The 25,843-nt window shown below is 68.6% G+C and carries 12 protein-coding genes and 1 pseudogene; 9 read left to right on the top strand and 4 right to left on the bottom strand.

What is annotated here, in order from left to right; genetic code table 11:
• Positions 1 to 225: 225 nt before the first annotated feature.
• Positions 226 to 8,985 (bottom strand): glycoside hydrolase family 94 protein, encoded by an 8,760-nt coding sequence (locus N792_RS01180; protein ID WP_036191688.1) that lies wholly within the window; start codon positions 8,983 to 8,985, stop codon positions 226 to 228.
• Positions 8,986 to 9,584: 599 nt separating this feature from the next.
• Here N792_RS01180 and N792_RS01175 point away from each other — a divergent pair.
• The 6 genes from N792_RS01175 to N792_RS01150 all read left to right on the top strand — a co-directional run bounded on the left by N792_RS01175 (position 9,585) and on the right by N792_RS01150 (position 17,481).
• Entirely contained in the window at positions 9,585 to 10,250 is a 666-nt protein-coding gene (locus N792_RS01175; protein ID WP_036191686.1) for a response regulator transcription factor, read from the top strand.
• Entirely contained in the window at positions 10,237 to 11,622 is a 1,386-nt protein-coding gene (locus tag N792_RS01170) for a sensor histidine kinase (protein WP_036191684.1), read from the top strand. The genes N792_RS01175 and N792_RS01170 overlap by 14 nt, the downstream gene beginning before the upstream one ends.
• Before the next feature lie 77 nt (positions 11,623 to 11,699).
• Complete coding sequence (locus N792_RS01165; RefSeq protein ID WP_036191681.1) at positions 11,700 to 12,836, top strand: efflux RND transporter periplasmic adaptor subunit; 1,137 nt, start codon at positions 11,700 to 11,702, stop codon at positions 12,834 to 12,836.
• A gap of 6 nt (positions 12,837 to 12,842) precedes the next feature.
• Positions 12,843 to 15,932, top strand: a complete 3,090-nt coding sequence (locus tag N792_RS01160) for an efflux RND transporter permease subunit (RefSeq protein WP_036191679.1) — start codon at positions 12,843 to 12,845, stop codon at positions 15,930 to 15,932.
• Positions 15,929 to 16,234 carry a DUF3240 family protein gene (locus N792_RS01155; RefSeq protein ID WP_036191677.1) on the top strand — a complete coding sequence of 102 codons (306 nt, stop codon included), beginning with the start codon at positions 15,929 to 15,931 and terminating at the stop codon, positions 16,232 to 16,234. The genes N792_RS01160 and N792_RS01155 overlap by 4 nt, the downstream gene beginning before the upstream one ends.
• Positions 16,231 to 17,481, top strand: a complete 1,251-nt coding sequence (locus N792_RS01150; RefSeq protein WP_084105261.1) for a TolC family protein — start codon at positions 16,231 to 16,233, stop codon at positions 17,479 to 17,481. Before N792_RS01155 ends, N792_RS01150 begins: the two co-directional genes overlap by 4 nt.
• A 130-nt stretch (positions 17,482 to 17,611) precedes the next feature.
• Here N792_RS01150 and N792_RS01145 read toward each other — a convergent pair whose 3' ends face one another.
• The 3 genes from N792_RS01145 to N792_RS01135 form a co-directional block, all read right to left on the bottom strand.
• Positions 17,612 to 18,457, bottom strand: a complete 846-nt coding sequence (locus N792_RS01145) for a TSCPD domain-containing protein (RefSeq protein WP_036191675.1) — start codon at positions 18,455 to 18,457, stop codon at positions 17,612 to 17,614.
• Positions 18,458 to 18,559: 102 nt separating this feature from the next.
• Positions 18,560 to 19,339 (bottom strand): hypothetical protein, encoded by a 780-nt coding sequence (locus tag N792_RS01140; RefSeq protein ID WP_224743897.1) that lies wholly within the window; start codon positions 19,337 to 19,339, stop codon positions 18,560 to 18,562.
• 35 nt (positions 19,340 to 19,374) lie between these two features.
• Positions 19,375 to 22,692 (bottom strand): LAGLIDADG family homing endonuclease, encoded by a 3,318-nt coding sequence (locus N792_RS01135; RefSeq protein ID WP_084105259.1) that lies wholly within the window; start codon positions 22,690 to 22,692, stop codon positions 19,375 to 19,377.
• Positions 22,693 to 23,229: 537 nt separating this feature from the next.
• Here N792_RS01135 and N792_RS01130 point away from each other — a divergent pair.
• The 3 genes and pseudogenes from N792_RS01130 to N792_RS14295 form a co-directional block, all read left to right on the top strand.
• A complete protein-coding gene (locus tag N792_RS01130; RefSeq protein WP_036192298.1) occupies positions 23,230 to 24,723 on the top strand; it encodes a Do family serine endopeptidase in 1,494 nt (497 codons plus the stop codon).
• 48 nt (positions 24,724 to 24,771) lie between these two features.
• Positions 24,772 to 25,143: a hypothetical protein gene (locus N792_RS01125; RefSeq protein ID WP_036191670.1), complete on the top strand. Its 372-nt coding sequence runs from the start codon at positions 24,772 to 24,774 to the stop codon at positions 25,141 to 25,143.
• Between the two features lie 120 nt (positions 25,144 to 25,263).
• Positions 25,264 to 25,683 (top strand): annotated as a pseudogene (locus N792_RS14295) (phage holin family protein); the annotation flags it as partial.
• Between the last annotated feature and the right edge of the window lie 160 nt (positions 25,684 to 25,843).

Genomic DNA, 25,843 nt, shown 5'->3' with positions numbered 1-25,843 from the left:
ATGCCCGGCATTCGTTGGGAACCGCATACCGTAAGGCAAACCGGCGATCGATACCGCCGGTCACCCGGCCGCCGATGGATACCGGCGGCTTTTTCGCGTGCGCCGATGGCGGCTGGCCGGGCACCGTGACGCTGCAGTTCCCGAATCGCCGGTTCAACCCTGACGTGGTGAGGCGAGCCCCATCATGCCGGCATCGTCAGGAGGGTGTGTTCCCGTCGGCGGCCTTCATCCCACGCCCTGCGCCCGGTTGTCCCGACGTTCCGTGCCCACCCACACCTCCACCGCATGGGCGATGCGGTCGTCCTGCAGGTCGATGCTCAACCCCGCCTGCGGCTCGCCATCGAGTTGCAGGCGGGAGGGCTGGTCCCCGCTCGCGTGCTGCACGTGGATCGCGTACTCGGTGTCGCGGTAGCGGTAGCGCAGGCGGAACTCCGGCCACTCCGCCGGCAACAGCGGGGTGATGTGCAGGCGGTCGGCCTCGCGCCGCACGCCCAGCAGCGATTCGACCATCAGCCGGTACATCCAGCCCGACGAGCCGGTGTACCAGGTCCAGCCGCCGCGTCCGACATGCGGCGCGACCGCGTACACGTCGGCGGCCATGACGTAGGGCTCGACCTTGTAGACCGCCATGCCCTCGGCGCTGCCGCCGTGGCTGACCGGACTGATCATCCGCATCAGTTCCCACGCGCGGGCGGTGTCGCCCATCTGCGCGAACGCCATCGTCGCCCAGACCGCGGAATGGGTGTACTGGCCGCCGTTCTCGCGCACGCCGGGCACGTAGCCGCGGATGTAGCCGGGGTCCTGCGGGGTCTTGTCGAACGGCGGGTCCAGCAACTGGATCAGGCCGGCATCGCGGCGCACCAGGTAGCGGTCCAGCGATGCCATCGCCTGCCGCGTGCGGGCCGGGTCGCCGGCGCCGGACAGCACCGCCCAGCTCTGCGAGATCGAGTCGATCCGGCATTCGTCGCTGCGGCTGGAACCCAGCGGCGCGCCGTTGTCGAACCACGCGCGCCGGTACCAGTCGCCGTCCCAGGCGTGCTGCTCGAGGTTCTGCCGCAACTGTTCGGCCGCCTCCAGGCAATGCTCGGCGAACGCCTCGTCGCGGTGCCGGCGCGCCACCGCGCTGAAGCGGCTCAGCACCTCGTACAGGAAGAACCCGAGCCAGACGCTTTCGCCCTTGCCGCGCTCGCCGACCCGGTTCATGCCGTCGTTCCAGTCGCCGGTGGCGATCAGCGGCAGCCCGCGTTCGCCGACCAGCTCCAGCCCGCGCTTGAGCGAGCGCACGCAGTGCTGGTACAGGCTCTGGCGCAGCATCGAGCGCATCGGCAGGTCGTAGTAGGACTCCTCGTCCGGGCCGACCGGCCGGCCCTCGATGTAGGCCACCAGCTCATCGAGCACGCCGGCATCGCCGGTGGCTTCGACGTAGCGGCAGGTCGCCAGCGGCAGCCACAGGTAATCGTCCGAGCAGCGCGTGCGCACGCCGCGATCCAGCGGCGGGTGCCACCAGTGCAGCACGTCGCCCTCGGGGAACTGGTGCGCGGCGCTGAGCAGCAGATGGCCGCGTACCAGCGCCGGCTCGGCGTGCACCATCGCCATCGAGTCCTGCAGCTGGTCGCGGAAGCCGTACGCGCCGCCGGACTGGTAATAGCCGCTGCGCGCCATGAAGCGGCAGGCGATCGTCTGGTACATCAGCCAGCCGTTCGCCAGCACGTCGAAGGCGGGCTCCGGGGTTTCCACCTTGATCGTGCCCAAGGTGCGCGACCAGTGCATGCGCACCGCGTCCAGCGCGTCGTGGGCCGCGTCGACGCCGCGGCAGGCGCGCGCCAGCGACACCGCCTCGCCCCAGTCGCGGCCCATGCCGAGCCGGAACACGGTTTCGGTGGTTTGCCCGACATCCAGATCCAGCGTCACCTGGATCGCCGCGCACGGGTCCAGACCCGGGCCGAGCTGCCCCGACAGGTGCTCGCGCAACAACCCGGCGGGGTGTCGCAGGCTGCCGTTGCGGCCGATGAAGTCGACCCGGTCGCAGGTGATGCTGCGCTCGCGGGCATCGGTGTCGAAGAACGCGACCCGGCCCTCGAACTCGGTGTTGTAGGCATTGCGCGCGGTCAGCACGCCGCTGTCGCCATCGACCTCGGTGACCACGTGCATCCGGGTCCGGGCCTGCAGGTCGCCGAGGATCCATTCCACGTAGCCGGTGGCGCTCAGTCGGCGCGGGCGACCGGAGCGGTTGGCCAGCTTGAGCACGCTGTACTTCACCGCGTCCTGCAGGCCCACGTAGATCCACAGCTCGCTGGCGATGCCGTCCTCGACATGCTCGTAGACGCTGTAGCCGAAGCCGTGGCGGGTGCGGTAGCTGCCGGTGCCGCGGCGGGGCAGCGCCATCGGCGACCACAGGTGGCCGGTGTCCTCGTCGCGCAGGTAGAACGCCTCGCCCGCCGTGTCGCTGACCGGGTCGTTGTGCCACGGCGTCAGGCGGAACTCGTGCGCGTTCTCGCCCCAGGTGTAGCCCGGCGAGCTCTCGCTCACCACGCAGCCGAACTCCGCGTTCGCCAGCACGTTCGACCACGGCGCCGGCGTGGTCTGTCCGTCCGCCAGCTCGATCACGTACTCGCGGCCGTCGGGCGAGAAGCCGCCGATGCCGTTGCCGAGGACACGCTCCGGACCGGCCGCATCGAACGGCCAGGAGTCGTGCGGCGGCGCGCTTGCATCGGCTGCCTCAACCTCGCCCTCGCCCTCGCCCTCACGCGGCATCAGCTCGTACTGCACTGGCGCCGGCAGCAGCAGCGGCACCACCGGCGGCGGCGGGGAACGGCGGCCCAGCTGCTCGTACAGGTTGCCGTGCGCATCGCTGAGCACCACCCGCGCGACCGCCTGCATGAGGATGCGGTCTTCCTGCGATATCTGGTGGGTCGGGCGCACGAAGATGCCGCCAGGCCGGTCGATCACGTGGGCCTCCACCCCGGCCGCGATCAGGCCCATGATCTGGTCCTGCAACTGCTGGCGGTAGCCGGCCTGGTCCTCGTTCCAGATCACCAGGTCGACCGCCAGCCCTTTCAGCCGCCAGTACGCGTGCGCCTGCACGAGCTGGCGCACCAGCTCGATGTTGGCGGCGTCGGCGATCTGCAGCAGTACCACCGGATGGTCGCCGGACACCGCCTGCCCCCACAGGCCCGACTGGCCGCGCCGGTTCTGCCGCAACACGGTGGAGTCGGCCCGCAGGGCGGGGTTGGCATACAGCACCAGCCCGGCCAGGCGCTCGTACAGCTGGGCATCGGCCTGGGTCGCATTGATCTGGTTGCGCACGACCTGGCTGTGCGTCCATGCCAGGTCGAACACGCGGTCGGCCAGGCGGCGGTCGCGGTACTTGTCGATCAGCCCCGCGCAGGATTCGTGCGAGACGCCCACGCCGGTGACCATGTCGATGCTGGCCGTCTGCCCCGGTGCCAGGGTGATCCGGCAACGCACCGCGACGATGGGATCGAGCACCGAGCCGTCGCTGTCGGACAGCGCGGCGGTGGCCGTCATCGCCAGCGGCCGTTGCAGGTCGTTGCCGCGGCCGACGAAGCGCGCGCGGTCGGTCTCGTAGGAGATCGCATCCACGTCCGCGTCATGCACCGCCAGCAGGTGGAACATCCACGGCGACACCTCGTCGTGCCCGCGCGGACGGCGGGTGCAGATGATCGCCTGCTTGTCGCGCAGCAGCTCGGTCTGCACGAACAGGTTGCTGAAGGCCGGGTGCAGTTCGTCGGCGATCGCCGGGGCCAGCACCACCTCGGCATAGCTGGTGATCTCGACGCTGCGCGCCACGCCGGAGCGGTTGGTGATGCGCAGGCGGCGCAGCTCGATGTCGTCCTCGGGCGAGACCGCGATCTCGGTGTGCATGTCGAAGTCGCGCTTGCGCCCGCGGTACTCGGCCTTCGCGTCCGAGAAGATCGCCTCGTAGCCGTCCACCGGCACCAGGCAGGGCTGGAACGCGGCCGACCAGAACTCGCCGTCGTCCAGGTCGCGCAGGTAGCAGAAGCTGCCCCAGTGGTCGCGGGTGCCGTCCTCGCGCCAGCGCGTCACCGCCATCTCGTTGGTGCGGCTGTAACCGCCGCCGGCCCCGCTGACCATCACGTGGTAGCGGCCGTTGGAGAGGATCTGCACCGCGGGCCGCAGCAGGCCGGGGTCGCGGAAGATCCGCAGCTCGATCTCGCTGGCCTCGGAGCGTCGACCGGCACTGGCCACTTCCGCCGCGTGCGGGTGCAGCAGCCCGGTGCGAGGAATGCGCTCCTGCAACAGCAACGAGGTGGCCTGGAACTCGGGGTCGGCCATGAACCGCTTCTGCATCGGCTGGTCGCACAGCAGGTAGGCCAGCGCCAGCAGGCCCATGCCCTGGTGATGGACCATGAACGAGCGGATCACCGCGTGCTCCTGCCCGGGCGGCAGCCGCGCGGCGGTGTAATCGATTGCCTCGTACAGGCCGAACCGGCCGCCGAAACCCTTGCGCGTCAGCCGCTGCAGGTTCTCGCAGGCCGCCTCGGGGGCGACCATCAGCGCCATCATGCTGGCGTACGGCGCGATCACCAGATCCTGCGCGAGTCCGCGTTTCAGGCCCAGCCCGGGCACGCCGAACGCGCGGTACTGGTAGTTCATCCGCGCATCGAACAACTGGTAGCCCGACTCCGACATGCCCCACGGGACATTGCGCTGGCGGCCGTACTCGATATGCCGCTGCACGCTGTTGCGCGCGGTCTGGTCGAGCAGCGTGCCGCGGTAAGTGGGCATCACCAGCTGCGGCATCAGGTACTCGAACATCGAGCCGCTCCACGACAGCAGGGTCGGTTCGCCGTCGACCTCGGTCAGCAGCCGGCCCAGCGCGAACCAGGTCTCCTGCGGCAACTGCCCCTGGGCGATGGTGACGAAAGTGCACAGGCGCGCCTCCGATGCGAGCAGGTCGTAGAACCCCTGGTCGCAACGGTGCTCCTCGGCGTTGTAGCCGATCGCCAGCAGGCGCCGCGCCGGGTCGTAGAGGAAGCCGAAGTCGAACTGCGCGCACTGGCCGGCGACGTGCGCCAGACGGGCCAGTTCGACGATGCGTTCCTGCGCGCGCTCGGCCGCGACAGGCTCCGGGCCGGCGGCCAACTGCCGCAGGGTCGGGATGCCCGGCCGCGTGATGTCACCCGGCGTGAGGTCGTGCGGCGGGCTGGACGCATTGAGCGGGGCATCGCCCGCCCCGGTGGCATCCTCCAGCCACGGCGCCAGCCACACCAGTTCCTCGTGCACGGCTGCACACTGTTCGTGCAGCGCCCGCGCCCAGTGCGCCATCTCGCCGGTCTCTTCCGCATCCGCACCGGCGACGTGTTCGTGGATGGTCTGGGCCAGCGCCTGCAAGCGCCTGAACACCGCCAGCGCCCGGCCCGGATCGTGCGGCGGATCCGCCAGCGCCGCATCGAGTTCGGCCTGGAAGGCGGTGACCGCCTCACCCGGCGGCAGCCCGCCGGCGGACTCGCGCAACACGTCCAGAGTGTCCGCCAGCCCCTGCAGTGCCGCGGGCGGCAGCAGCGGCGCGTCCGCCAGCGCCAGCAGGCCCTGCCGCAACGTCAGCAGGTGGCCGGCGAGGTTGCCGCTGTCGACCGTGGACACGTAATGCGGCGGCAGGGGCTGCAGGGTCTGGGTGTCGTACCAGTTGAAGAAATGACCGCGGTAGCGCGACAGCGCCTCCATCGTGCGCAGCGTGTTGCCGCAGCGCGCCATCACCGTGCCGACCGTCGCGTAGCCGAAATCCCAGGCGGCCAGATCCGCCAGCAGGGACAGGCCGATGTTGGTCGGCGAGGTGCGGCGGGCCACGATCAGGGTCGGATGCTCCTGCACGTTGTCCGGCGGCAGCCAGTGGTCGTCGCGGGTGACGTGGGTTTCAAAGTACGCCCACGTCCGCCGCGCCAGGCGCCGCAGGAACCGCATCTGGTCGCGCGACAGGGCCGCCACCTCGTCCACGCGCGGACGCCCCAGCCACCACATCAGCCACGGCGAGACGAACCACAACGCCAGCACCGGCAGCGCGACCGCCAGCGCGGCCGGGCGCACGACCGCCAGCGCGATGCCGACCACCAGCGCGAACACCGGTGCCGACCACATCCCGCGCAGCGATGCCCACACGCCGTCGCCGAGCGTGCGCTCCACCTCGCTGGACGGATTCCATTGCAGCAGGCGCCGTCGCCACAGCATCCGCCACAACGTCCGCGCGATCGCGCCCAAGCTGAACACCGCCTCGTAGGGCAGGCAGGCCAGGGTCAACGGCGCGTGGACGAAATTGCGCAGCGTCATCGCCAGCGCATGGCGCAGGTGCGCGCGCAGCGACAGGTCGGGCGGACGGCGCACGAAATCCACCATCGAGGCCAGCAGCGGCGGGATCAGCAGGATCGACAACACCCACAGCGTCCACGCCAGCGGCTGGGGCGCCAGCCACCAGCCCAGCACCAGCAACGCGGTGGTCGCAGCCGGCACCAGGCTGCGCCGCAGGTTGTCGACCAGCTTGCCGCGCGACAGCATCGACAGCGGATTGCGCTCGAAATGCCCGTCCGCCCGCCGCACCCACGGCAGCAACCACGGCAGCAGCTGCCAGTCGCCGCGGATCCAGCGGTGGCGGCGCTTCACGTCCACCGCGTAACGCGATGGATAGTCCTCGTACAGCTGCACGTCGCTGACCACGCCCGCGCGGGCGTAGCAGCCTTCCAGCAGGTCGTGGCTGAGCACGCGGTTGGGCGGGATGCGCTCGTCGAGCGCGGCATCGAACGCGTCGATGTCATAGATGCCCTTGCCGACGAACGAGCCTTCGCTGAACAGGTCCTGGTACACGTCCGACACCGCACGCGTGTACGGGTCGATGCCCGGCTCGCTGCCATACAGGCGCGCATACCACGAGCTCGCCTGGCCGCTCATGCTGATGCCCACGCGCGGCTGCAGGATGCCGTAGCCCCGCGTCACCACGCCCCGCTTCGGATCGAACCCGGCGCGGTTCAGCGGATGCGCAAGGGTGCCGACCAGCTTGCGCCCGGCGTCGCGCGGCAGCCTGGTGTCGGTGTCCAGGGTGATGACGTAGCGCACGTCCTGCAGCGATGCGGTATCGCCGACGATGCTGAGGAACGGCTCCCGCACGCCGGTGCGGAGGAAGTCGTTCAGTGCCGACAGCTTGCCGCGCTTGCGCTCGCGGCCCATCCACACCCGCTCGCGCGGGTTCCATTCGCGTGGCCGGTGGAACAGGAAGAAGATGTCGCCCTGCCCGTTCGCGTAGCGCCCGTTGAGCGCCTCGATCTCCTGCCGCGCCGCCGCCAGCAACACCCCGTCCTGCGGCAGGACCTCCTGCCGCGCATCGAAGAAATCGCTCAGCAGGACGAAGTGCAGGTGGCGGTCGCGATTGGCCAGGAAGCGCACCTCCAGCGCCTCCATCAACGTCTGTATCGTCTCGACACTGCCGAACATCGTCGGCACCGCCACCACCGTGCGCGCCGTCGCCGGGATGCCATCGGAGTAGTCCATGCGCGGCAACGTCCGCGGCGTCGCCAGCAAGGTCGCACCCCAGTTCACGCAGGCCACGCCGAGCTCGCTGAAGGCGATCACCGCCAGCAGCCCCACCGGCCACAACCAGTCGTCACCCGGCAGGAATTGGTCCGCCTCCACCACCAGTCCCTGGGTGAAGAAGAAGACGATCAGCGCCATCGGCACCGTGTACGCCAGCAGCGGCACCCGGCGCGCGGTCCTGCGCACCGAGGCGTCGACGGTGGGGCGCGCGGACAGCGCGTGCTCCAGCGAAACGCGGCCGGCATCGACCAGGTAGTAGCCGACATGCGCGCGGATGTCGTCCGCGCCGTGCATCACCGCGGCCGCCTGTGCCAGCTCGAGCGCCATCTGCGCCACTGCCAGCTCTTGCAGGCGGCCGCGCCGGGCGATCTGCTCGGTCATGTGGCGGTAGCGGTCGCGGGTGGCGAAATCCATCAACGAATAGGTGCCGTTGGGGTCCTCGCGCAGGCAGGCTTCCACCACGCTGCTGGACTCGACGAACTCCTGCCAATCCATCATCGACAGGAACCGCAGGCTGCCGATGCTGTTGCTTACCGAAACCTGGTCGGCGGCCTGGCGCTGGCCTTCCACCTGCACCATCTGCTCGATGGTGTGGCCGCTCTCGGCCAGCCATTGCTCCACCCAGGTCAGCGGCAGTGCGAGCGCGGAGCTCTGTCCCTGCAGCCGCCGCGCCAGTTCGGCCACGAACGGGGTCGCCACCGGCGGGTTCGAGCGCGCCATGTCGGCGATCACCAGCACCAGGTCCTTCGGGTTCGACTCGGCCACTTCGGTCAGCCGGTCCGCCCACGCGTCGGCCAGATCGCAGTCCTCGCGGCCGGCGACGATGCCGACGCTGACCCGGCGCAGGTTCTCGATCAGCGCCAGCCGCAGCATGATCGGGATCGCCCACAACTCGCCCAGCCGGAGCGGGCGGACGGTCTGGTAGGCCGCCACGAAGCGGCCGAGGCTTTCGGCATCGATGCGGCCGTCGCCGTGCGAAATCGCGTTCAGCGCAATGTCGTAGACCCGCGGCAGACCCGCCGAAACGCCGTTGATCAGCCGCGGCAGCTCCCGGCTGTAACCCCGCGGCAAGTGCCGCCGCGCGATCGCGATCTGCTCCTGGATCAGATAGATGTTGTCGAGCAGCCAATCCGCCGCCGGCGTCAGCCGCCGGTTCGCCTGCGCCGCCTCGGTCAGCGTCGCGCAGGCCAGGTCCAGCACCCGCTGGTTGTCGCTGAGCCGCTCCAGCAGCAAGTCCGCATGCGGCCGCATGCTGACCTCGTGATGGCCCGCCAGGTGCCGCCCATGCCGCTCCATCCGCTCGGTGCCGTACAGCGGTGCGCGCAACGGCATTTCATCGGCCACCGGCTCCGCGCCCTGCACGCGCCCCCGCTTGCGCAGGAAACCCGACCTCCAGGCAGACCGGCGACGCCGATGCTTCATTGCTTCCAACCCCGACACCGCGCGGATCACGCGTCAGGCCATGCTGTCACCGGCGGCACCAAGGCCTCGTGAAGCGGGCGAGCGCCGGGCCCGCAGGTACGGCATTGCCCGGCCTTCCCCTGTCGGCCGAGGCGGGAATTCCGGCACCGTGGCCGTTCCCGGCCTTGCGGGTCGTATCAACCTGCATTCGTCTGATCATTCGCCCGATCGGGAAAAATCCCGACACAGATTGCCGGCCCGCGGGCAACACCGCATGACGATCCCGCCAAACGGAACCGGCTGCGCCGGCCCGCCTGTTCACGCGTCGGCCCGCTTCAGTGGTTGGCTCGTGGAAACGCCTACCTGAAGCGCATGCACAACGGGAAAATCCCATGAGCGCATTTCTGGCTGCACAACCTGGGACTTCCCATGTTCATGCTCGGCCTGGCGTCGGAGCTGACCGGTCACGAGGTGCCTGCCCTGTTGCCTGCAGGAGCCTGCTCTTTCTTGCCGGTTTGCTGTGTCCCAGCCTCAACGTGTGGCGCCACGTCAGGGACTGAGACTCGGCGGGCCGAAACCCGGAAATGCCCGGCCGGCCAGCCGGTTGATATCCTCGACTCATGCGCATCTTGCTGGTGGAAGACTCACAAACGCTGGCCGACGCCTTGCGCAACGCGCTGGTCCGGGAAGGCCACGCCTGCGACCACGCCGCTGATGGCGAGCAGGCGCTGGCGTGGCTGCGCGACCACGATCCCGACCTGATGGTGCTCGACTGGATGTTGCCCGGCCGCGATGGGCTGTCGGTGCTCAAGGAGGCCAGGGCGATGGGCTGGCAAGGTGCCGTGCTGATGCTGACCGCGCGCGACCAGGTCGGGGATCGGGTGGCGGCGCTGGATGCCGGGGCCGACGACTACCTGATCAAGCCATTTGCACTCGACGAGATGCTGGCGCGGCTGCGGGCACTGGCGCGCAGGCCGGTCGACGCCATTCCGTCCATTCTTGCAGCCGGCGAGCTCGAGCTTGACCCGCGCTCGCGCGTGGCCCGCTGGCAAGGTCGCAACCTCGAACTCACCCCCAAGGAGTTCGCCCTGCTGGAACTGTTGCTGCGCCACCGGGGCCGGGTGTTCTCACGCACGCAGATCTTCGACCGGCTCTACGACGGCGGCAGCCACGTATCTGACAAGGTCGTCGAGGTGATTGTCAGCACCCTGCGCACCAAACTGGCCCAGGCCGGCATCGGCGACCTGATCAGGACCCGTCGCGGGTTCGGCTATGTCTTCGAGTAAGCCCGCTCCCGCCTGGTCGATCCGTCGCCGCCTCGGCTGGCAACTGACCCTGGTCATGGGCGTGATGATGGCGGGCCTTTTCGCCATGCTGGACCACAACATCGACCAGGAGATGTATGCGCGCCTGGACCGCTTCCTTGCATCACGTGCGGGTGCCCTGAGCGAGCAGTTGCAGATCCGCACGCCGGAGGAGACCGCACGCCTGCTGCCCGAGTACGACCTGACCGGGCATACCGACTTCTTCACCCTTTACGATGCCCGTCACCGCCCCATCCTGCGCTCGCCCAACAGTGGGGGAGAGGTGCTTCCACTGCCGGGCGGCACGTGGCATCCGCCGGTCTTCTACGACCTCGAGCTGCCCGATCTCCATGTCGGACGCGCCATCGTGCTCAGCGTTCCGCGTGCCGATGCGCAGGACCCGCATTGGCTGGTGGTCGCCACCGAGCGCGAGACCTGGGATCAGATCGAGCAACGCCTGCACCTGCTGCTGCTGGCGGTGTTCCTCAGTGGTATCGCGGTGATGGTGACGCTGTCCATCCTCCTGGTACGGCGGGCGTTTTCTCCCCTGGTCGCCGGTGGTGCGCGACTGGCCGCCCTGCACCCGAGCGAGCCGCCACCGGAACTGGCCGATGGCCTGCCACGCGAACTGACGCCCTATGCCGACGCCCTGCACGCGGCGCTGCAGCGCCTGTATGCGGCAGCCCAACGCGAGCGCCGGATGTCACGCAACCCTGCCCACGAACTGCGTACTCCCGTCGCCGAGATCCGGACCGCCGCCGAGAACGCCCTTGCCGCCGACAACCTGGATGCGTGCCGCACGGGCCTGACCGCCACACTGTCGGCGACCGCCCGGATGGAACGCGGCATCAACACCCTGCTCGCCCTGGCCCGCTACGAATCCGGGCAGGAGACACTGGCGCGGGACCCGGTCGACCTGGTGCAGCTCCTGCGCCAGCAGGTGAATTGCATCCTGCCGCCCCCGGGACCCCAGGGTCCGCCGCGGCTGGCCTCGTTGCCTGCCGAAGCCTGGGTGCACAGCGACGTCGGCATCCTCGAGCGGATCCTCGCCAACCTGCTGCAGAACGCCGTCGAGTACGCCCCTGCCGACAGCCGCGTCGAATGCGGCATCGATGCCGGCAATAGCGGCTACATGCTCTGGATACGCAACCTGGCACCGCTGCTCGCGGACGAGGACCTCGCGTACCTCGGTACCCGCTACTGGCGCAAGGACGATCAGGGTGCAACCGCGAACCACGCCGGACTCGGCCTGGCGCTGGCGCAGGCCGCTGCCCGCGCCCTGGGGACCGAACTCACGTTCGGCCTCGAGGGCGGGTGGTTGACGGTGCGGCTTGGCCCGATGGCGGCGCTCTGATGCAGGTGCCCGCCTAAGCTTGGCCAAAGCTTCGTGCGCCACGATGGAAACAATCCCATCGTTGCGAGCGTTCACACATGCCTTCAAGACCCGCCTGGGCCACTGCACGCACCGGCCTCATCCTAGGCGGCGCGGTGCTGGCTGCGGCCCTCGCCTGGGTGCTGCTGCGTCCTTCCGTGCCGCCACAGCCCCGGGCCGTCGCTGCGCCCGTCGCGGCCGCCGATGCGTCGGTGCAGCTCACCGCCCAGCAAGAGCGGAGTCTGGGCATCGCCGTCGAGCCCTCCACCCAAGCCACATCGGTTCCCCTGACCGGGTTGCCCGCCGAGGCGACTCCGCCGCTGGACGCCAGCACCCATGTCGCGGTGCCGTTCGCCGGAGTCGTCACCCGTGTCCTGGTGGACGAAGGCACACCGGTCAAACGCGGGCAGCCGATGCTACGCCTGCACAGTCGCGAGTTGCTGGCCGCGCGCGCCGAACTCATCCGCTCAAGCAGCGAAGCCGGAACCGCACGCCGCCAGGCCGATCGCGATGCCCAGTTGGTGGCCGATGGAATCATTCCCGCCTCCCGGCATGAAAGGAGTCGCGCACAAGCCACCGCGGCCGACGCCGCACACGACCACGCCCGCCGGCTGTTGTCGCAGGTGTCCATCCCCGCCGACGCCTCCGGCGACTATGAGCTGACCGCTCCGCAGGATGGCCTGGTCCTGCGCCGCAATGTGGTCCCCGGCCAGTCGATGGAAGCCATGTCTCCGGCCTTCGTGATCGCCGATGCCAGCCACCTGGACATCACCTTCACCGCTCCGCTCTCCTCCGGCATGCAGCTTCGTCCCGGGCTGGCGGTGGATCTGCCTGACGGCACGGTTGCCAGGATCGTCGCCATCGGTGCACAGACCGACATCGCCAGTCAGAGCCTGCGGGTGCGCGCCCGCAGCACCGATGCGACCGCATTGGTTGCGGGCCAGCAATTTGCGGTGTCGGTCCGCCTGCCCGCGCCGCAGGAAGCCCTGCGCGTTCCATCCCGGGCCCTGTTGCCGCATGGCGATCGACAGCTGCTGTTCGTCCAGGAGGAAACGGGCTACCGCGGCGTCGTCGTCGACGCACTGGGCAGCGACAACAGCCACACCGTCGTGCTTGCCCCCGGATTGCAGGCCGGAGCGCGCGTGGTGGTGCGTGGCACCAGCGCGCTGCGCACCCTGGCGCCCGTGGCGGAGTAACCGACGATGCTCTCACGGCTGATTTCATTCTCGTTGCGCCAGCGCGCACTGGTCCTGCTGGGCGTTCTGGCCCTGGCGGTCGCCGGGGCGTACTCGTTTGCGCACCTGCCGATCGATGCCTACCCGGACATCTCCCCCACCCAGGTGAAGCTGATCCTGAAAGCACCGGGCATGACCCCCGAGGAGGTGGAAGCCCGCGTCATCACCCCGCTGGAAATGGAGCTTCTCGGCGTGCCGAACGCCGTCATGCTGCGCTCCAGTGCCAAGTTCGCGATCGCCGACATCACCCTGGACTTCGGCGGGGGCACCGAAATCTACTGGGCCCGCCAGCAGGTGGCGGAACGGTTCGCCAACGTCGCGCCATCGCTGCCCCCAGGTGTCGAGGGCGGCCTGGCGCCGATCTCCACGCCCTTGTCGGACGTGTACATGTTCACCATCGAGGGTGGCGGCCTGGACCTGCAGGAACGCCGCAACCTGCTGGAATGGACCTTGCGCCCCGCACTGCGGACCATTCATGGCGTGGCCGATGTCAACGTGCTGGGCGGGCACGCCAAGACCTTCGTCGTCATCCCGGACCGCACCCGCCTCGTTGCCAACGATCTGCACATGGCCGACGTGGTGGCCGCCATCGAACGCAACAACCGCAATGACGGTGCCGGCCGCCTGCAGGCCGGTGAAGAAACCCTGATCGTCCGCGCCGAGGGAGCCATTGCCAACGCTGAAGACCTGGGCAACGTGGTGGTGCGCTCGGGTCTGGTGCCGGTACGCGTCCGCGACATCGCCCAGGTCCGGATCGACTCGCTCACGCGCTATGGCGCGGTCACCCGCGATGGCCAGGGCGAGGCGGTCCAGGGCATCGTGGTGGCATTGCGTGGCGCGGACGCTTCGGTACTGGTCAAGGGCATCCGCGCGCGGCTGGACGAGATCGCCCCGAACCTGCCGCCGGGTGTCGAGGTGGTGCCGTTCTATGACCGCAGCGCGCTGATCGACCGGGCCGTGGGAACGGTGGAAAGCGCACTGCTGGAAGCCACCGTGCTGGTGGTGATCCTGTTGTTGCTGTTCCTCGGCGAACTGCGCGCGGCCACCGTGGTCGCGCTGATCCTGCCGCTGGCGGCGCTGTATACCTTCCTGCTGATGGGCCTGGCCGGATTGAGCGCCAACCTGATGAGCCTGGGCGGACTGGCGATTGCCGTCGGCATCCTGGTCGACGCCGCGGTGGTCGTGGTCGAGAACACTGTCACCCATCTCGACCCCAACGCCGAAAATGCGCATCTGCCCCGCCTTCACCGCGTTTTCCTGGCGACCCGCGAGGTCGCCACGCCGGTCGCGTCGGGCATCCTGATCATCTGCCTGACCTTCCTGCCGCTGCTGACCCTGCAAGGCCTGGAAGGAAAGCTTTTCGCCCCGGTGGCGTTGACCATCGTGTTCGCCCTGGCAGCTTCCCTGCTGCTGGCGCTGACCTTCGTACCGGTAGTCAGTTCACTGCTGCTCAAGGAGCGTGGGCACCACGAGCCATGGCTGATGCGCCAGGTCGACCGTCTCTACCGGCCGCTGCTGCGCACGACCCTGGCGCACCCGCACCGTGCCTTGACCATCGCCATTGCCGCCTTGGTGATCGGGGCGGTGGCCTACCTCGGAATCGGCAAGAGCTTCATGCCGACCATGGACGAGGGTGATGTGCTGGTGCAGTTGCAGAAGGCGCCATCCATCGCCCTGGACCGCTCGGTGGAAATCGACAACGCCATCGAAGCCGCCATCCTGGCCGAAGTGCCCGAGGTCGAGCACATCGTCTCCCGCGTCGGCTCTGACGAGCTGGGCCTGGATCCGATGGGGTTGAACGAGTCCGACATGTTCCTGCAGCTCAAACCGAAAAACGAATGGCGCAAGCCGGACAAAGCCTGGTTGACCGACCAGTTGCGCGTGATCCTGGATCGCTTCCCGGGTGTCGAGTACGGGTTCACCCAGCCCATCGAGATGCGTGTCTCTGAAATGCTCACGGGCAGTCGTGGCGACCTGGCCATCAAGATCTTCGGCCCCGACCTGCACACGCTTGGCGCGCTCGCGCAACAGGTGGCGGCAGCCATCGAACGCGTCCCCGGAGCGCGGGATGTCCTGACCCAGACCACCGAAGGCGCCGGCTACCTGCGCGTGGACATCGATGCCCAGGCCGCTGGCCGTGCCGGGCTGGCCGTTGCCGACGTACAGGATGAGCTGCGCGGCCAGATCGAAGGCCTTCCCGCCGGCGAGGTGATCGAGCCGGCCCGGCGCACCCCGATCCTCGTGCGGGGCGACACGGACATCCGCGATTCGCGCGAGCGGTTCGGCCAGTTGCGCATCGCCCGTGCCGGCGGCGGCGAAGTTCCGCTGGTCTCCCTGGCAAGCATTTCCGCCACCAGCGGCCCGGTCAGCGTCAGCCGCGAGAATGCCTCGCGGTTCGCGTTCGTGCAGGCCAACGTCGACGGTCGCGACCTGGTCGGCTTCGTCGATGAGGCGCGTGCTGCCGTCGACAGGGCCGTGATACTGCCCACCGGTTACCGTCTGGCGTGGGGCGGCCAGTTCGAGAACCAGCAGCGTGCCGCCGCGCGTCTCATGCTGGTGGTGCCGATGGCGCTGGGGCTGATCTTCGTGGTCCTGTTCACCACCTTCGGCTCCGCCCGCCAGGCACTATTGATCCTGTGCAACATACCGTTCGCATTGGTCGGCGGCGTGGTTGCACTGTGGCTGTCGGGACAGTACCTGTCCGTACCGGCCGCCGTCGGCTTCATCGCCCTGATGGGCATCGCGGTGCTCAACGGGCTGGTGCTCGTCACCCAGTTCAACCAGTTGCATCAGCTCGGACTGGCGATGGAAGACGTGGTCCGCCAAGGCGCGCTGCGTCGTGTGCGGCCGGTGCTGATGACCGCCAGCATCGCTGCACTGGCACTGGTTCCGCTGTTGCTGGCCAGCGGTCCGGGGTCGGAGATCCAGCGCCCTCTGGCAATCGTGGTGATCGGCGGACTGGTGACCTCCACCGCGCTGACCCTGCTGCTGTTGCCTGCCCTGTATCAGCGCTTCGGCCAGACACCTCCTTCTGCTGCAAAGGCGGCAACTGCATGAGCACCCTGCTGCGTCTTACCCTGATTTTCCCACCGGCACTCGAGCCGGCCATCACGGCGGTGCTGATATCCGAGCCGCGCTGCCCCGGCTTCACCCTGTTCGACGCGGAGGGCCACACCGGCGACTTTGAAAGCGCCTCGACCATCGAACTCGTGCTCGGCCACGTCAGGCGCAGGGTGCTGTGGATGGTGCTGGACGCACAGCACGGAGACGCGGTGCTCGACCTGTTGCGCGAACGCATCCATTCGCGCCAGGTGCGCTGGTGGCTGGAGCCGGTACTGAACGAAGGACACCTGGCATGAAAAGAAGCATTCTTCCGCGCCTGGGGCTGGCGATCGCGATCGCCCTGGCCTGTGCCACCGCAACCGCCCAGGAATTCCTCCCTCCTCCCGAGCTCGTGATGCGCGCGATCGAGGCCCGCCCCGAGGTCCGCGCCGCCGCGTCGGAAGTCGATGCGGCGGGAGCGCAGGCCCGTGCCTACGCCGTCGGCAGTCACGAGGTCGAGCTGAGCGCGATCCAGCAGCGGCGCCGCGTTGACCAGCCATCCGACACCGGGCGCTACGCCGAGTGGGAAGCCCAGATCAGCCGGCGCTTCCGGCTGCCGGGCAAGGCAGCCCTGGATCGCCGGATCGGCGAGGCCGTCGTGGACGCGGCCGACATGTACCGCGATGACGCTCGCCATCAAGCCGCGCGCAGCCTGCTGGAACGCTGGATGCAGTGGCTGGGAGCATCCGCCACAGCCGATGAGGCGGGACGGCAGTACGACTCGGTCACCAGGGCACACCGCTCGGTGAAGCGCCAGGTGGAACTGGGCGAGGCCGCGCTCAAGGACCTGGAACTGATGGAGGTCGAGGTCGCGCAGGCCGAAGTCCACCGCCTGGGTGCCACCACAGCGCTGGACAAGGCTCGCCGTGCCTTCGAGATCCAGTTCCCGCAGCTGCCCCTGCCCTTGCGGCCGCCGGCCCTGCCCGACCCCGTGCCACTGGAAGGCAGTGACCAGACCTGGATCAACCTGATCATCCAGCGCAGCCACGAGATCCGGGGTCTGGAGGCCCTGGCGGCTGCCCAGGACGCCACGGCCGCCCGTGCCCGCGCGGACCGTATCCCCGACCCGAGCCTTGGCTTGCGGGTGATGAGCGATCGCGATGGCAGCGAGCAGGTGGTTGGCCTGGTCCTCAGCATGCCCATCAGCGGCCGCTATCGCCGCTCGTTGATGGACGCCGGCTATGCCGATGCCGCCGCCTCCCACGCACAAGCCGAGGCGATGCGTCGGCAGGTGACCCAGGACGGCGAACTGGCGGTACACGATGCCGCCGGGACACTGGCGCAATGGCGCGCCCTGAAGTCCGCCTACGACGCCAGTGCCGCCGCGAGCCAGCGCTTGAACCGCGGTTGGCAACTGGGGGAGCTGAGCCTGGCCGAGTGGCTGGTCGCCGAACGCAACCACCGCCAGATCGCATGGGCCGAGACGACCGCCCGTGCCAAGGCAATCGAGGCCTGGCTACGCGTGCATGTGGACAGCCATGAGCTGTGGGCGGTTGGGCACTGAGTCGCGGGACGCACACCAACCGCCCGTCGGCATCGGCGCCGACGGTATCCATCCCCGTTGACGATGCAGGCATGGACGGAAAAATCGCACCACCTGCATGACGCCAACACAGCCACCGCCGATCAGGCGGTCACCCGCACTTGCTGTAACCGCAGTTCAGGCAGGTCGCACAGCCATCCATGATCACGATCGCCTTGGTGCTGCACTTGTGGCACATCGCGGCCGACGGCGGGAACGCGACGCCGCCGTCGCCGGTGACTTCGACATCCTCGCGGCGCGGGGTGTCGGCGATCTTCGGCTCGGGAAACAGGTGCCCGCTGTGCTCGTCGCGCGGGGCGACGTCATCGGTGGCAACGGATCGGGCCGGCTGGCTTATTTCAGGGTTTTTTTTTGACTCGCGCGCGGCATAGGCGGCGCGTTTCTCGGCGATCAGGGCGCGCTGCGCATCGCTCATCTCCGGGTCGTGCAGCAGGCCGATCGACTTCAGGTGCTCCTCGACGATGCTGCCCAGCTCGGCCACCAACGAGGGCATGTAGACGCCGCCGGCCTTGAAATAGCCGCCCTTGGGGTCGAACACGGCCTTCATCTCGTCGACCAGGAAGGTCACGTCGCCGCCCTTGCGGAACACGGCGGACATGATGCGGGTCAGCGCCACGATCCACTGGAAGTGGTCCATGTTCTTGGAGTTGATGAAGATCTCGAACGGGCGGCGCTGCTCGTGCTCGCTGCCGGCATTGAGGACGATGTCGTTGATCGTCACGTACAGCGCGTGCTCGAACAGCGGGGTCTTGAGCTTGTAGGTGGAGCCGATCAAGGTCTCGGGACGCTCGATCTTCTCGTGCATCTGGATGACGTTGTCGCCTGCCCGGGCGTCGGCGGCTTCGTGCGCGGCATCGGCCTTCGCGACCTCGCGGGCCTTGTCTTCGGCACTGACGACGCTGTAACCCTTGATTTTCTGTTCGATCTTCATGGCCATCGGCCAGACTCCTGATGCGGTGGTTCTTGACTGGAACGCCGCCACCGGACCCCTCTGCCGACGGACGCACTTGGCATCGCCGTCGGAGAGGGGAGGTACGGCCTATTTTTTCTTCGCGCGGGTCGTGCTTGCTGCGGTCTTGCTGGTGGTTTTGCTTGCTGCCCTGGCTGGGGAGGCGAGCTTCTTTGCCGGTGCCTTGGCGACGGCCTTCTTGCTGGCCGCCGGCTTTTTCGCGACGGTCTTTTTCGCTACCGTTTTTTTGGCAGCCGGTGCCTTGCCGGTGACCTTCTTTGCCGCGACCTTCTTCGTCGCGACCTTCTTTGCCGTCGCCTTCTTGACCGCAGCCTTTTTCACCACCGCCTTCTTCACTGCAGCCTTCTTCACTGCAGCCTTCTTCACTGCAGCCTTCTTTGCGACGGTCTTCGTGGCCTTGGTCGCCTTCTTGCCGGGCGTCGCCTTGCGGGCTGCGGTCTTGCGCTTCAGGCTCGCCGCTTCCTTCTTGGCCTCGGCGCTGACCTTTTCCAGCTTCCTGCGTGCGTCGGCACCGGCTTTTTCAATCGTCTTCTTCGCGCTGGCGGTGGTTTTGGCCACCGTCTTCCTTACCTCTTTGCCGGCCTTCACCAGCTTCTTCCTGGCGGTGCCGACGGTGGTGGTGGCGGCCTTGCGGGCACGGGTGGCACTGGTACGCACCTTGGCTGCGGTTTCCTCCGCGGTGGACACCATCGCAGTGCCGAGGTTGCCGGCGGTTTCGGTGACGCTGTCGGCTGCCTGCGAGAGGATTGCCGTCACTCCATTACCGTTGCTCATGTGCCCTCCTGACGGGCGTCTTGTTGGCTGGTTGGCAACACGGTGAACCCCTTGTTGCCCGCCGATCCTATACACGAGACGCGCGCAATACGCGATGAAATCCGCGGCGGTCAGAACTTGCCGTAATACCCTTCCTTCAAGGCATCGAACAGGTTGGCGGCGGTGTGCATTTCGCCGTCGTATTCGATCTCCTGGTTGCCCTTGGCCTCCACCACGCTGCCGTCCTCCAGCTCGAACCGGTAGGTGGTGTTTTCCAGGTCGGCCTCCTTGACCAGCACACCCTGGAAGGCGGCCGGGTTGAAGCGGAACGTGGTGCAGCCCTTCAGGCCCTGCGCGTGGGCGTAGGTGTAGATGTCCTTGAAGTCCTCGTACGGGTAGTCGGTGGGGACGTTGGCGGTCTTGGAGATCGAGCTGTCGACCCATTTCTGCGCGGCGGCCTGGACGTCGACGTGCTGCTTCGGGCTGACCTCGTCGGCGGCGATGAAGTAGTCCGGCAGGCGGGTCGCGGCCTCCTCGGAGAACGGCATCGCGGCGGGGTTGACCAGTGCGCGGTAGGCGAGCAGTTCGAACGAGAACACGTCGACCTTTTCCTTCGACTTCTTGCCCTCGCGGATCACGTTGCGGCTGTAGTGGTGCGCGAACGACGGCTCGATGCCGTTGGAGGCGTTGTTGGCCAGCGACAGCGAGATGGTGCCGGTCGGCGCGATCGAGCTGTGGTGGGTGAAGCGCGCACCGACCTCGGTCAGCTCGGCGACCAGTTCGGGCGCGACTTCGGCCACGCGCTGCATGTAACGCGAGTACTTCGCGTGCAGCACCTTGCCGGGCACGTCCTGGCCGATCTTCCAGCCGTCGGCGACCATTTCCGGGCGCTTGCGCAGCATCTCGGCATCGACCTTGAAGGTCTCATCCATGATCGGCGCAGGGCCCTTCTCCTTCGCCAGTTCCAGGCCCATCTCCCAGCCGGCGACGGCCATCTCACGCGCGACGCGCTCGGTGAACTCGCAGGACTCGGCCGAGCCGTACTTCATCTTCAGCATGGTCACGGTCGAGCCCAGGCCGAGGAAGCCCATGCCGTGGCGCCGCTTGCGCAGGATCTCCTCGCGCTGTTTCTCCAGCGGCAGGCCGTTGACCTCCACCACGTTGTCGAGCATGCGGGTGAACACACGCACGACTTCCTTGTACTCGTCCCAGTCGAACTCGGCCTGGTCGGTGAACGCATTGCGCACGAACTTGGTCAGGTTGACCGAACCCAGCAGGCAGGCGCCGTAGGCGGGAAGTGGCTGCTCGCCACAGTTGTGTGCGTGTATGCCGTTGCCGTCGAACGTGTTGATGCCCGGCACCTGCACGTCGTAGACGTCCTCGACGCCGTCGGCGGTCACGCTGTCGACGGTCGCCACGAAGCGCGCGCGATTGAGTGCGCGGCGGTAGCCCGACAGTGCGCGGGTCAGGCGAGCGGCCTTGTCGGTGTCGGCGAAGCCGATCAATTCGGCATAGCGCGCCAGCGCCTCGCCACTGATGACGAGTTCGTGCTGGGCACGGGTGGCGTACCCGGCGCTGCCACCGCGGCCGTCGGGCAGCAGCGCCGTGCCGGCCGGACGACGGTCACGGTAGATCGTTGACGGCACGCCCAGGCGCAGCAGCATCCGTTGGGCGGCTTCCAGACGCGGCAGGTCGGACTGGGCCAGACGCACCGAGATGCCTTTCTCCTGGCTGCCCTGCACCGAGCCATCGGCATCAAAGAGCCCACGCAGGAAACCGCGATAACCCTCGCTGGAGGCACGTTCCAGCGCCGGCGTGATCGACTTGTCGCCGACCGTCATGCCCATGTCGTTGGCAAGATCGCGCAGCGCGGCCGACTTCAGCCGCCATTCGCCGCGTCCCGCCACGGCCGACCAGCCGGCGAAATCGGCGCGGTGCGGCAACGTGCGTGCGCAGCGTTCCGCTTCCTGCATCAGGGCCAGCGTGCCGGTACCGACCTGCGCGGCCGGGCCGTTGGCCTGCGCGACAGCCGACCACACCGACAGCACCGCGGCCTCGTGCTTGAGCGTGCCATCGCCGACCAGCAGGCCGAGCAGATAGCCTTGTTCGAGGTCCAGATCGCCCGCCCAGTGCGCGTTGTCGCGGTGGTCGTTGAGCAGCACCCGGTCGCCGGCAACCAGATCGCCGGCGGCACACCATTCGGTATCCACGCTCCAGCGGGTCAGGCGCGAAACCCGGCGCACCCGGTGATCGGCGGTCAGGCGCAGGCGATGGCCCTCACGGGTCTGCAGGGCAAACACCGGCTTGGTCGCGGTATGGAAAAAGCCCTCCGCGGTGGTGGCATGATCGACGCCATCCACCCGCGCTTCGAATGGCCGGCCGAGCAGCTCCGCCACCTGGCGCGGGCCGGCCGAGGTCTGCACCCAGGTATCGGCGGTCACGCAGGGATTGGTCGCGCGGATGTTCTCGCACCACCAGTTGTTGTTCATCTCGTTGACGCGGTCGATCAGGATGAAGCCCGGCTCGGCGTAGTCGTACGTCGAGACCATGATCATGTCCCACAGGTGGCGGGCCCGGATGTGGCCGTAGACCTTGCAGGCGACCAGGCCGTCGTCGCCGACGATGTAGTTGCGGTGGGTCGGCCAGTCGCGCCAGACCACCTGCGCCGGATCGTCGAAGTCGACGTCGTTCTTTTCCTTGCGGTTGACCGGGAACACCAGCGGCCAGTCGGCGTCGTCCTTGACCGCCTGCATGAAGCCGTCGGTGATCAGCAGCGACAGGTTGAACTGGCGCAGGCGGCCGTCCTCGCGCTTGGCGCGGATGAAGTCCTTCACGTCCGGATGCGACACGTCGAAGGTGCCCATCTGCGCGCCGCGGCGGCCGCCGGCGGACGACACGGTGAAGCACATCTTGTCGTAGATATCCATGAAGGACATCGGGCCGGAGGTGTACGCGCCGGCACCGGCGACGAACGCGCCGCGCGGACGCAGGGTGCTGAACTCGTAGCCGATGCCGCAGCCGGCCTTCAGCGTCAGGCCGGCCTCGTGGACCTTCTGCAGGATGCCGTCCATCGAGTCCTCGATGGTGCCCGACACGGTGCAGTTGATCGTGCTGGTGGCGGGCTTGTGCTCCAGCGCGCCGGCGTTGGAGGTGATGCGGCCGGCGGGGATGGCACCGCGGCGCAGCGCCCAGGCGAAGCGCTCGTTCCAGTACTGGCGCAGCTCGGGCGTCGGCTCCGAATCGGCCAGCGCTTTCGCCACGCGGCGGTAGGTCGCGTCGATGTCGGCATCGACCGGCACGCCGTCCTTGGTGACCAGCCGGTACTTCTTGTCCCAGATATCCAGCGATGCCGGTTGCATCGGGATGTCCGTGGCCACCGCGTCGTCGTTGATCAGCGTGCCCATGTTCGACTTGCCATTGTTCACTGCCTCGAGGCGCACCGTACTCATGCCTGTCCTGTCTCCTCGTGATGGCCGCGCGATGGACGCGGCCGGATTGCTCGATAGGGGCCGGGCGATGGTCCGGCTCCCGGGTTGTGGGGTAGTGCTGTCGTGCTGCGGTGGACCGATACCGGGCTGAGCCGCATGGGAGCCGCCATGTCCGGAAATGGCCGGTGGAGCGCTCGCATCGTGTGCAGGGTTCGCCGCGATGGTGGTTGGTAGTGCGGGTCCTTGCGGACACCCGCAAAACCTCGGGAAAAGCTTGTTTCCGGCAGGGCTGCCCGTAGCGGACAGCCTGAAAAACCCCCAATTCCTAGGTTGTTTCCAGCTTCCCACCACAACATGTTGTGTTCGTGACGGAGATCAAACTACCCCCCGCCCCCGCCGAAGTCAACGCTGTTAAACCGCCCGGAAACACGCTATCGAACACCGGTGACAGGCCGCCGCAAATGTGCCGTCAAGGGCCACTTCATCGACGATTTACCGCGCTTGAACCACACTCCCCTTCTTGTTGCCGACACCGTCATGGAACTCCGTATGCGCACGATGCCGACCCTTCCCCGACCCTCCGGAACCCCGCTGCGCACCCTTGCCGCGCTGGCTTTGGCAGCGTGCTTCGGCGGGCTGGTCGCAGGGGTGGTCATCGACGGCCTGCACGCGCCGGCCGCTGCGTCGCCGGCGGTGCCGGCCGGTATGCAGGACGTGACCGCCGACGGGGCCATTTCGGTGGCGATGCCGATGGTCGGCGGCCTGCCCGCGGCCATTGATGGCCAGCCGCTGCCCTCGCTGGCGCCGATGCTGGCCGGGGTCACCCCGGCGGTGGTCAGCGTGCAGGCCAAGCAGCGGGTGCGGGTCAACAACCCGTTCGCGAACGACCCGATGTTCCGGCGCATGTTTCCGCACATCCCGCAGGAGCGGATCGAGCAGTCGCTCGGCTCCGGCGTCATCGTCGATGCGGCGCGCGGGCTGGTGCTGACCAACCACCACGTGATCGAGGGCGCGGAGGAAGTCACGGTCACGCTCGCCGACGGCCGCACGCTGGCGGCGGAATTCGTCGGCTCCGATCCGGACACCGACGTGGCGGTGATGAAGATCCCGGCGCAGGGACTCGCGCAGGTGCCGCTGGCCAACTCGGGGGAGCTGCGGGTCGGCGACTTCGTGGTCGCGGTCGGCAACCCGTTCGGCATCGGCCAGACGGTCACGTCGGGCATCGTGTCGGCGGTCGGGCGCAGCGGCCTGCGCGGGCTGGGCTACCAGAACTTCATCCAGACCGACGCCTCCATCAACCCCGGCAACTCCGGCGGCGCGCTGGTCAACCTGCGCGGCGAGCTGGTCGGCATCAATACCGCCAGCTTCAACCCGCGCGGCAGCATGGCCGGCAACATCGGCCTGGGTTTCGCGATTCCGGCCAACCTGGCGCGCAACGTGATGGACCAGCTGGTGACCCACGGCGAAGTCCGGCGCGGCACTTTCGGGGTGGACGCGCAGGACGTGGATGCCCGCCTGGCCCAGGCGCTGAAGCTGGACGACCCGCGCGGCGCCCTGGTGACGCGGGTGTACCCGGGCTCGGCGGCGGCGCTCGCGGGGCTGAAATCCGGCGACGTGATCGTATCGGCCGATGGCGAGCGCATCGACAGCCGTGACGGCCTGCGCAATTTCGAGGGGCTGCAGGCCATCGGCAGCCGGGTGGCGCTGGGCGTCCGGCGCGACGGCAAGCTGCTGCAGATGACCGCGACGCTGCGCGAACAGGCGCGCGTCCTGGCCGGCGCGGAGCTGGACCCGCGCCTGGACGGGGCCGTGTTCAACGAACTGCCGGAACGCCTGCGCCAGTCCGGCGCAACCGGCGTGCTGGTGGCCTCGGTCGCCGACGGCAGCCGCGCCGCCATCAACGGCCTGCGCGAGGGCGATCTGGTGGTGGCCACCAACGCCGGCGGATTCGATGATCTGGGCGGCTTCCGCGCCGGCTTCACGCCGACTCCGGCACAGTTGGTGCTGCAGATCGTGCGCGGCAACCGCCAGGGCATCCTGACGATGCAGTGACACGGCGCGCGACGACGCAATATCACCCCCATCCCGAGGAACACCCGAATGAGCCCTACCGACACCACCGCCACCCAGGCCCTGAAAAACAACCTCGGTGAAGCCGGCGACCATCTCAAACAGGCCGCACGCGATGCCGGCGATGCACTCAAGGGTGCCACTGGCGCTGCCGGCGACGAGCTCAAGCTGGGCCGCGCCAACCTCAAGGCCGACCTGGCCGATACGGCGCTGGCCGGCATGGCCGCCGCCGGACACGCTGGAACCGCCGCCCGCGAACAGGCCGACGAGTTGATGGACAAGGGCCGCGAGCTCATCGACAGTGCCGCCGAGTTGATCCGCGAGCGACCGATCGCCTCCTTCGGCGCCGCGTTTGCCGCCGGCTGGATCATCGCCAAGCTCGCCCGCAGCAGCGACCGCTAAGCCGGCACGATGGGCGACCGCACAGCAGGCGACTCCGGCGACGACACGGCATCCCGCGCCACCGCACCGGGCGACGCGGCACGCGATCAGGCACCGGATGGGCGGGGCGGAACCGGACCGGACCGCGACGCCGATGCCAGCGCCTCCGACGCAGACGGTGCTCCCGTTCAGCCCGAACTGCTGGAAGCGCTGCGGCAGATCGGCCTGACCGGCCGCGCCAGCCTGACGGCGGCCGGTGACGCGGCCAAGGCGTTGCGCTCGCTGGTGGCGGCCGACGTGTCGCTCGCACGCAGCGCCCTGGGCCGCACGCTGGCCTTGAGCGGGCTGGCGATCGCGTGCGGCGCGTCGTCCTGGCTGTTCCTGATGGGCGCGCTGGTGGTGGTACTCAACGGCCCGGTCGGCCTGTCGTGGACGATCGCCTTGCTGATCCCGGCGATGCTGAGCCTGCTGGTCACCGCGTTCGCCAGCTGGATGGCGGTGCGGTATTTCGAGCACACCCGCCTGCAGGCCACGCGGCGCCAATTGGCGCGGCTGGGAATCGGCGAGCTGGCCGACTTCATGCCCTCGCCGGCCTCGGCCGAATCGGCGCGTGAACGCGACCGGAAAACGCCGGACGATCCGGATGCGCCGCCATCGGGAAGGCCATCGGGAAGCGATCGCGACGCCCGCACTGGCGCCGCGCCACCGTAAGCCAGACCAT

It is taken from the genome of Lysobacter concretionis Ko07 = DSM 16239, assembly GCF_000768345.1.
GTDB lineage: Bacteria > Pseudomonadota > Gammaproteobacteria > Xanthomonadales > Xanthomonadaceae > Novilysobacter > Novilysobacter concretionis.
The sequence above is the reverse complement of the archived record's forward strand: the minus strand, read 5'-3'. Positions and strand labels throughout refer to the sequence as shown.

Coding starts and splice junctions, on each gene's coding strand:
- N792_RS01130 (WP_036192298.1), top strand. CDS start 23,230: ATGCCGACCCTTCCCCGACCCTCCGGAACCCCGCTGCGCACCCTTGCC.
- N792_RS01135 (WP_084105259.1), bottom strand. CDS start 22,692: ATGAGTACGGTGCGCCTCGAGGCAGTGAACAATGGCAAGTCGAACATG.
- N792_RS01155 (WP_036191677.1), top strand. CDS start 15,929: ATGAGCACCCTGCTGCGTCTTACCCTGATTTTCCCACCGGCACTCGAG.
- N792_RS01170 (WP_036191684.1), top strand. CDS start 10,237: ATGTCTTCGAGTAAGCCCGCTCCCGCCTGGTCGATCCGTCGCCGCCTC.
- N792_RS01125 (WP_036191670.1), top strand. CDS start 24,772: ATGAGCCCTACCGACACCACCGCCACCCAGGCCCTGAAAAACAACCTC.
- N792_RS01175 (WP_036191686.1), top strand. CDS start 9,585: ATGCGCATCTTGCTGGTGGAAGACTCACAAACGCTGGCCGACGCCTTG.
- N792_RS01145 (WP_036191675.1), bottom strand. CDS start 18,457: ATGGCCATGAAGATCGAACAGAAAATCAAGGGTTACAGCGTCGTCAGT.
- N792_RS01165 (WP_036191681.1), top strand. CDS start 11,700: ATGCCTTCAAGACCCGCCTGGGCCACTGCACGCACCGGCCTCATCCTA.
- N792_RS01150 (WP_084105261.1), top strand. CDS start 16,231: ATGAAAAGAAGCATTCTTCCGCGCCTGGGGCTGGCGATCGCGATCGCC.
- N792_RS01180 (WP_036191688.1), bottom strand. CDS start 8,985: ATGAAGCATCGGCGTCGCCGGTCTGCCTGGAGGTCGGGTTTCCTGCGC.
- N792_RS01160 (WP_036191679.1), top strand. CDS start 12,843: ATGCTCTCACGGCTGATTTCATTCTCGTTGCGCCAGCGCGCACTGGTC.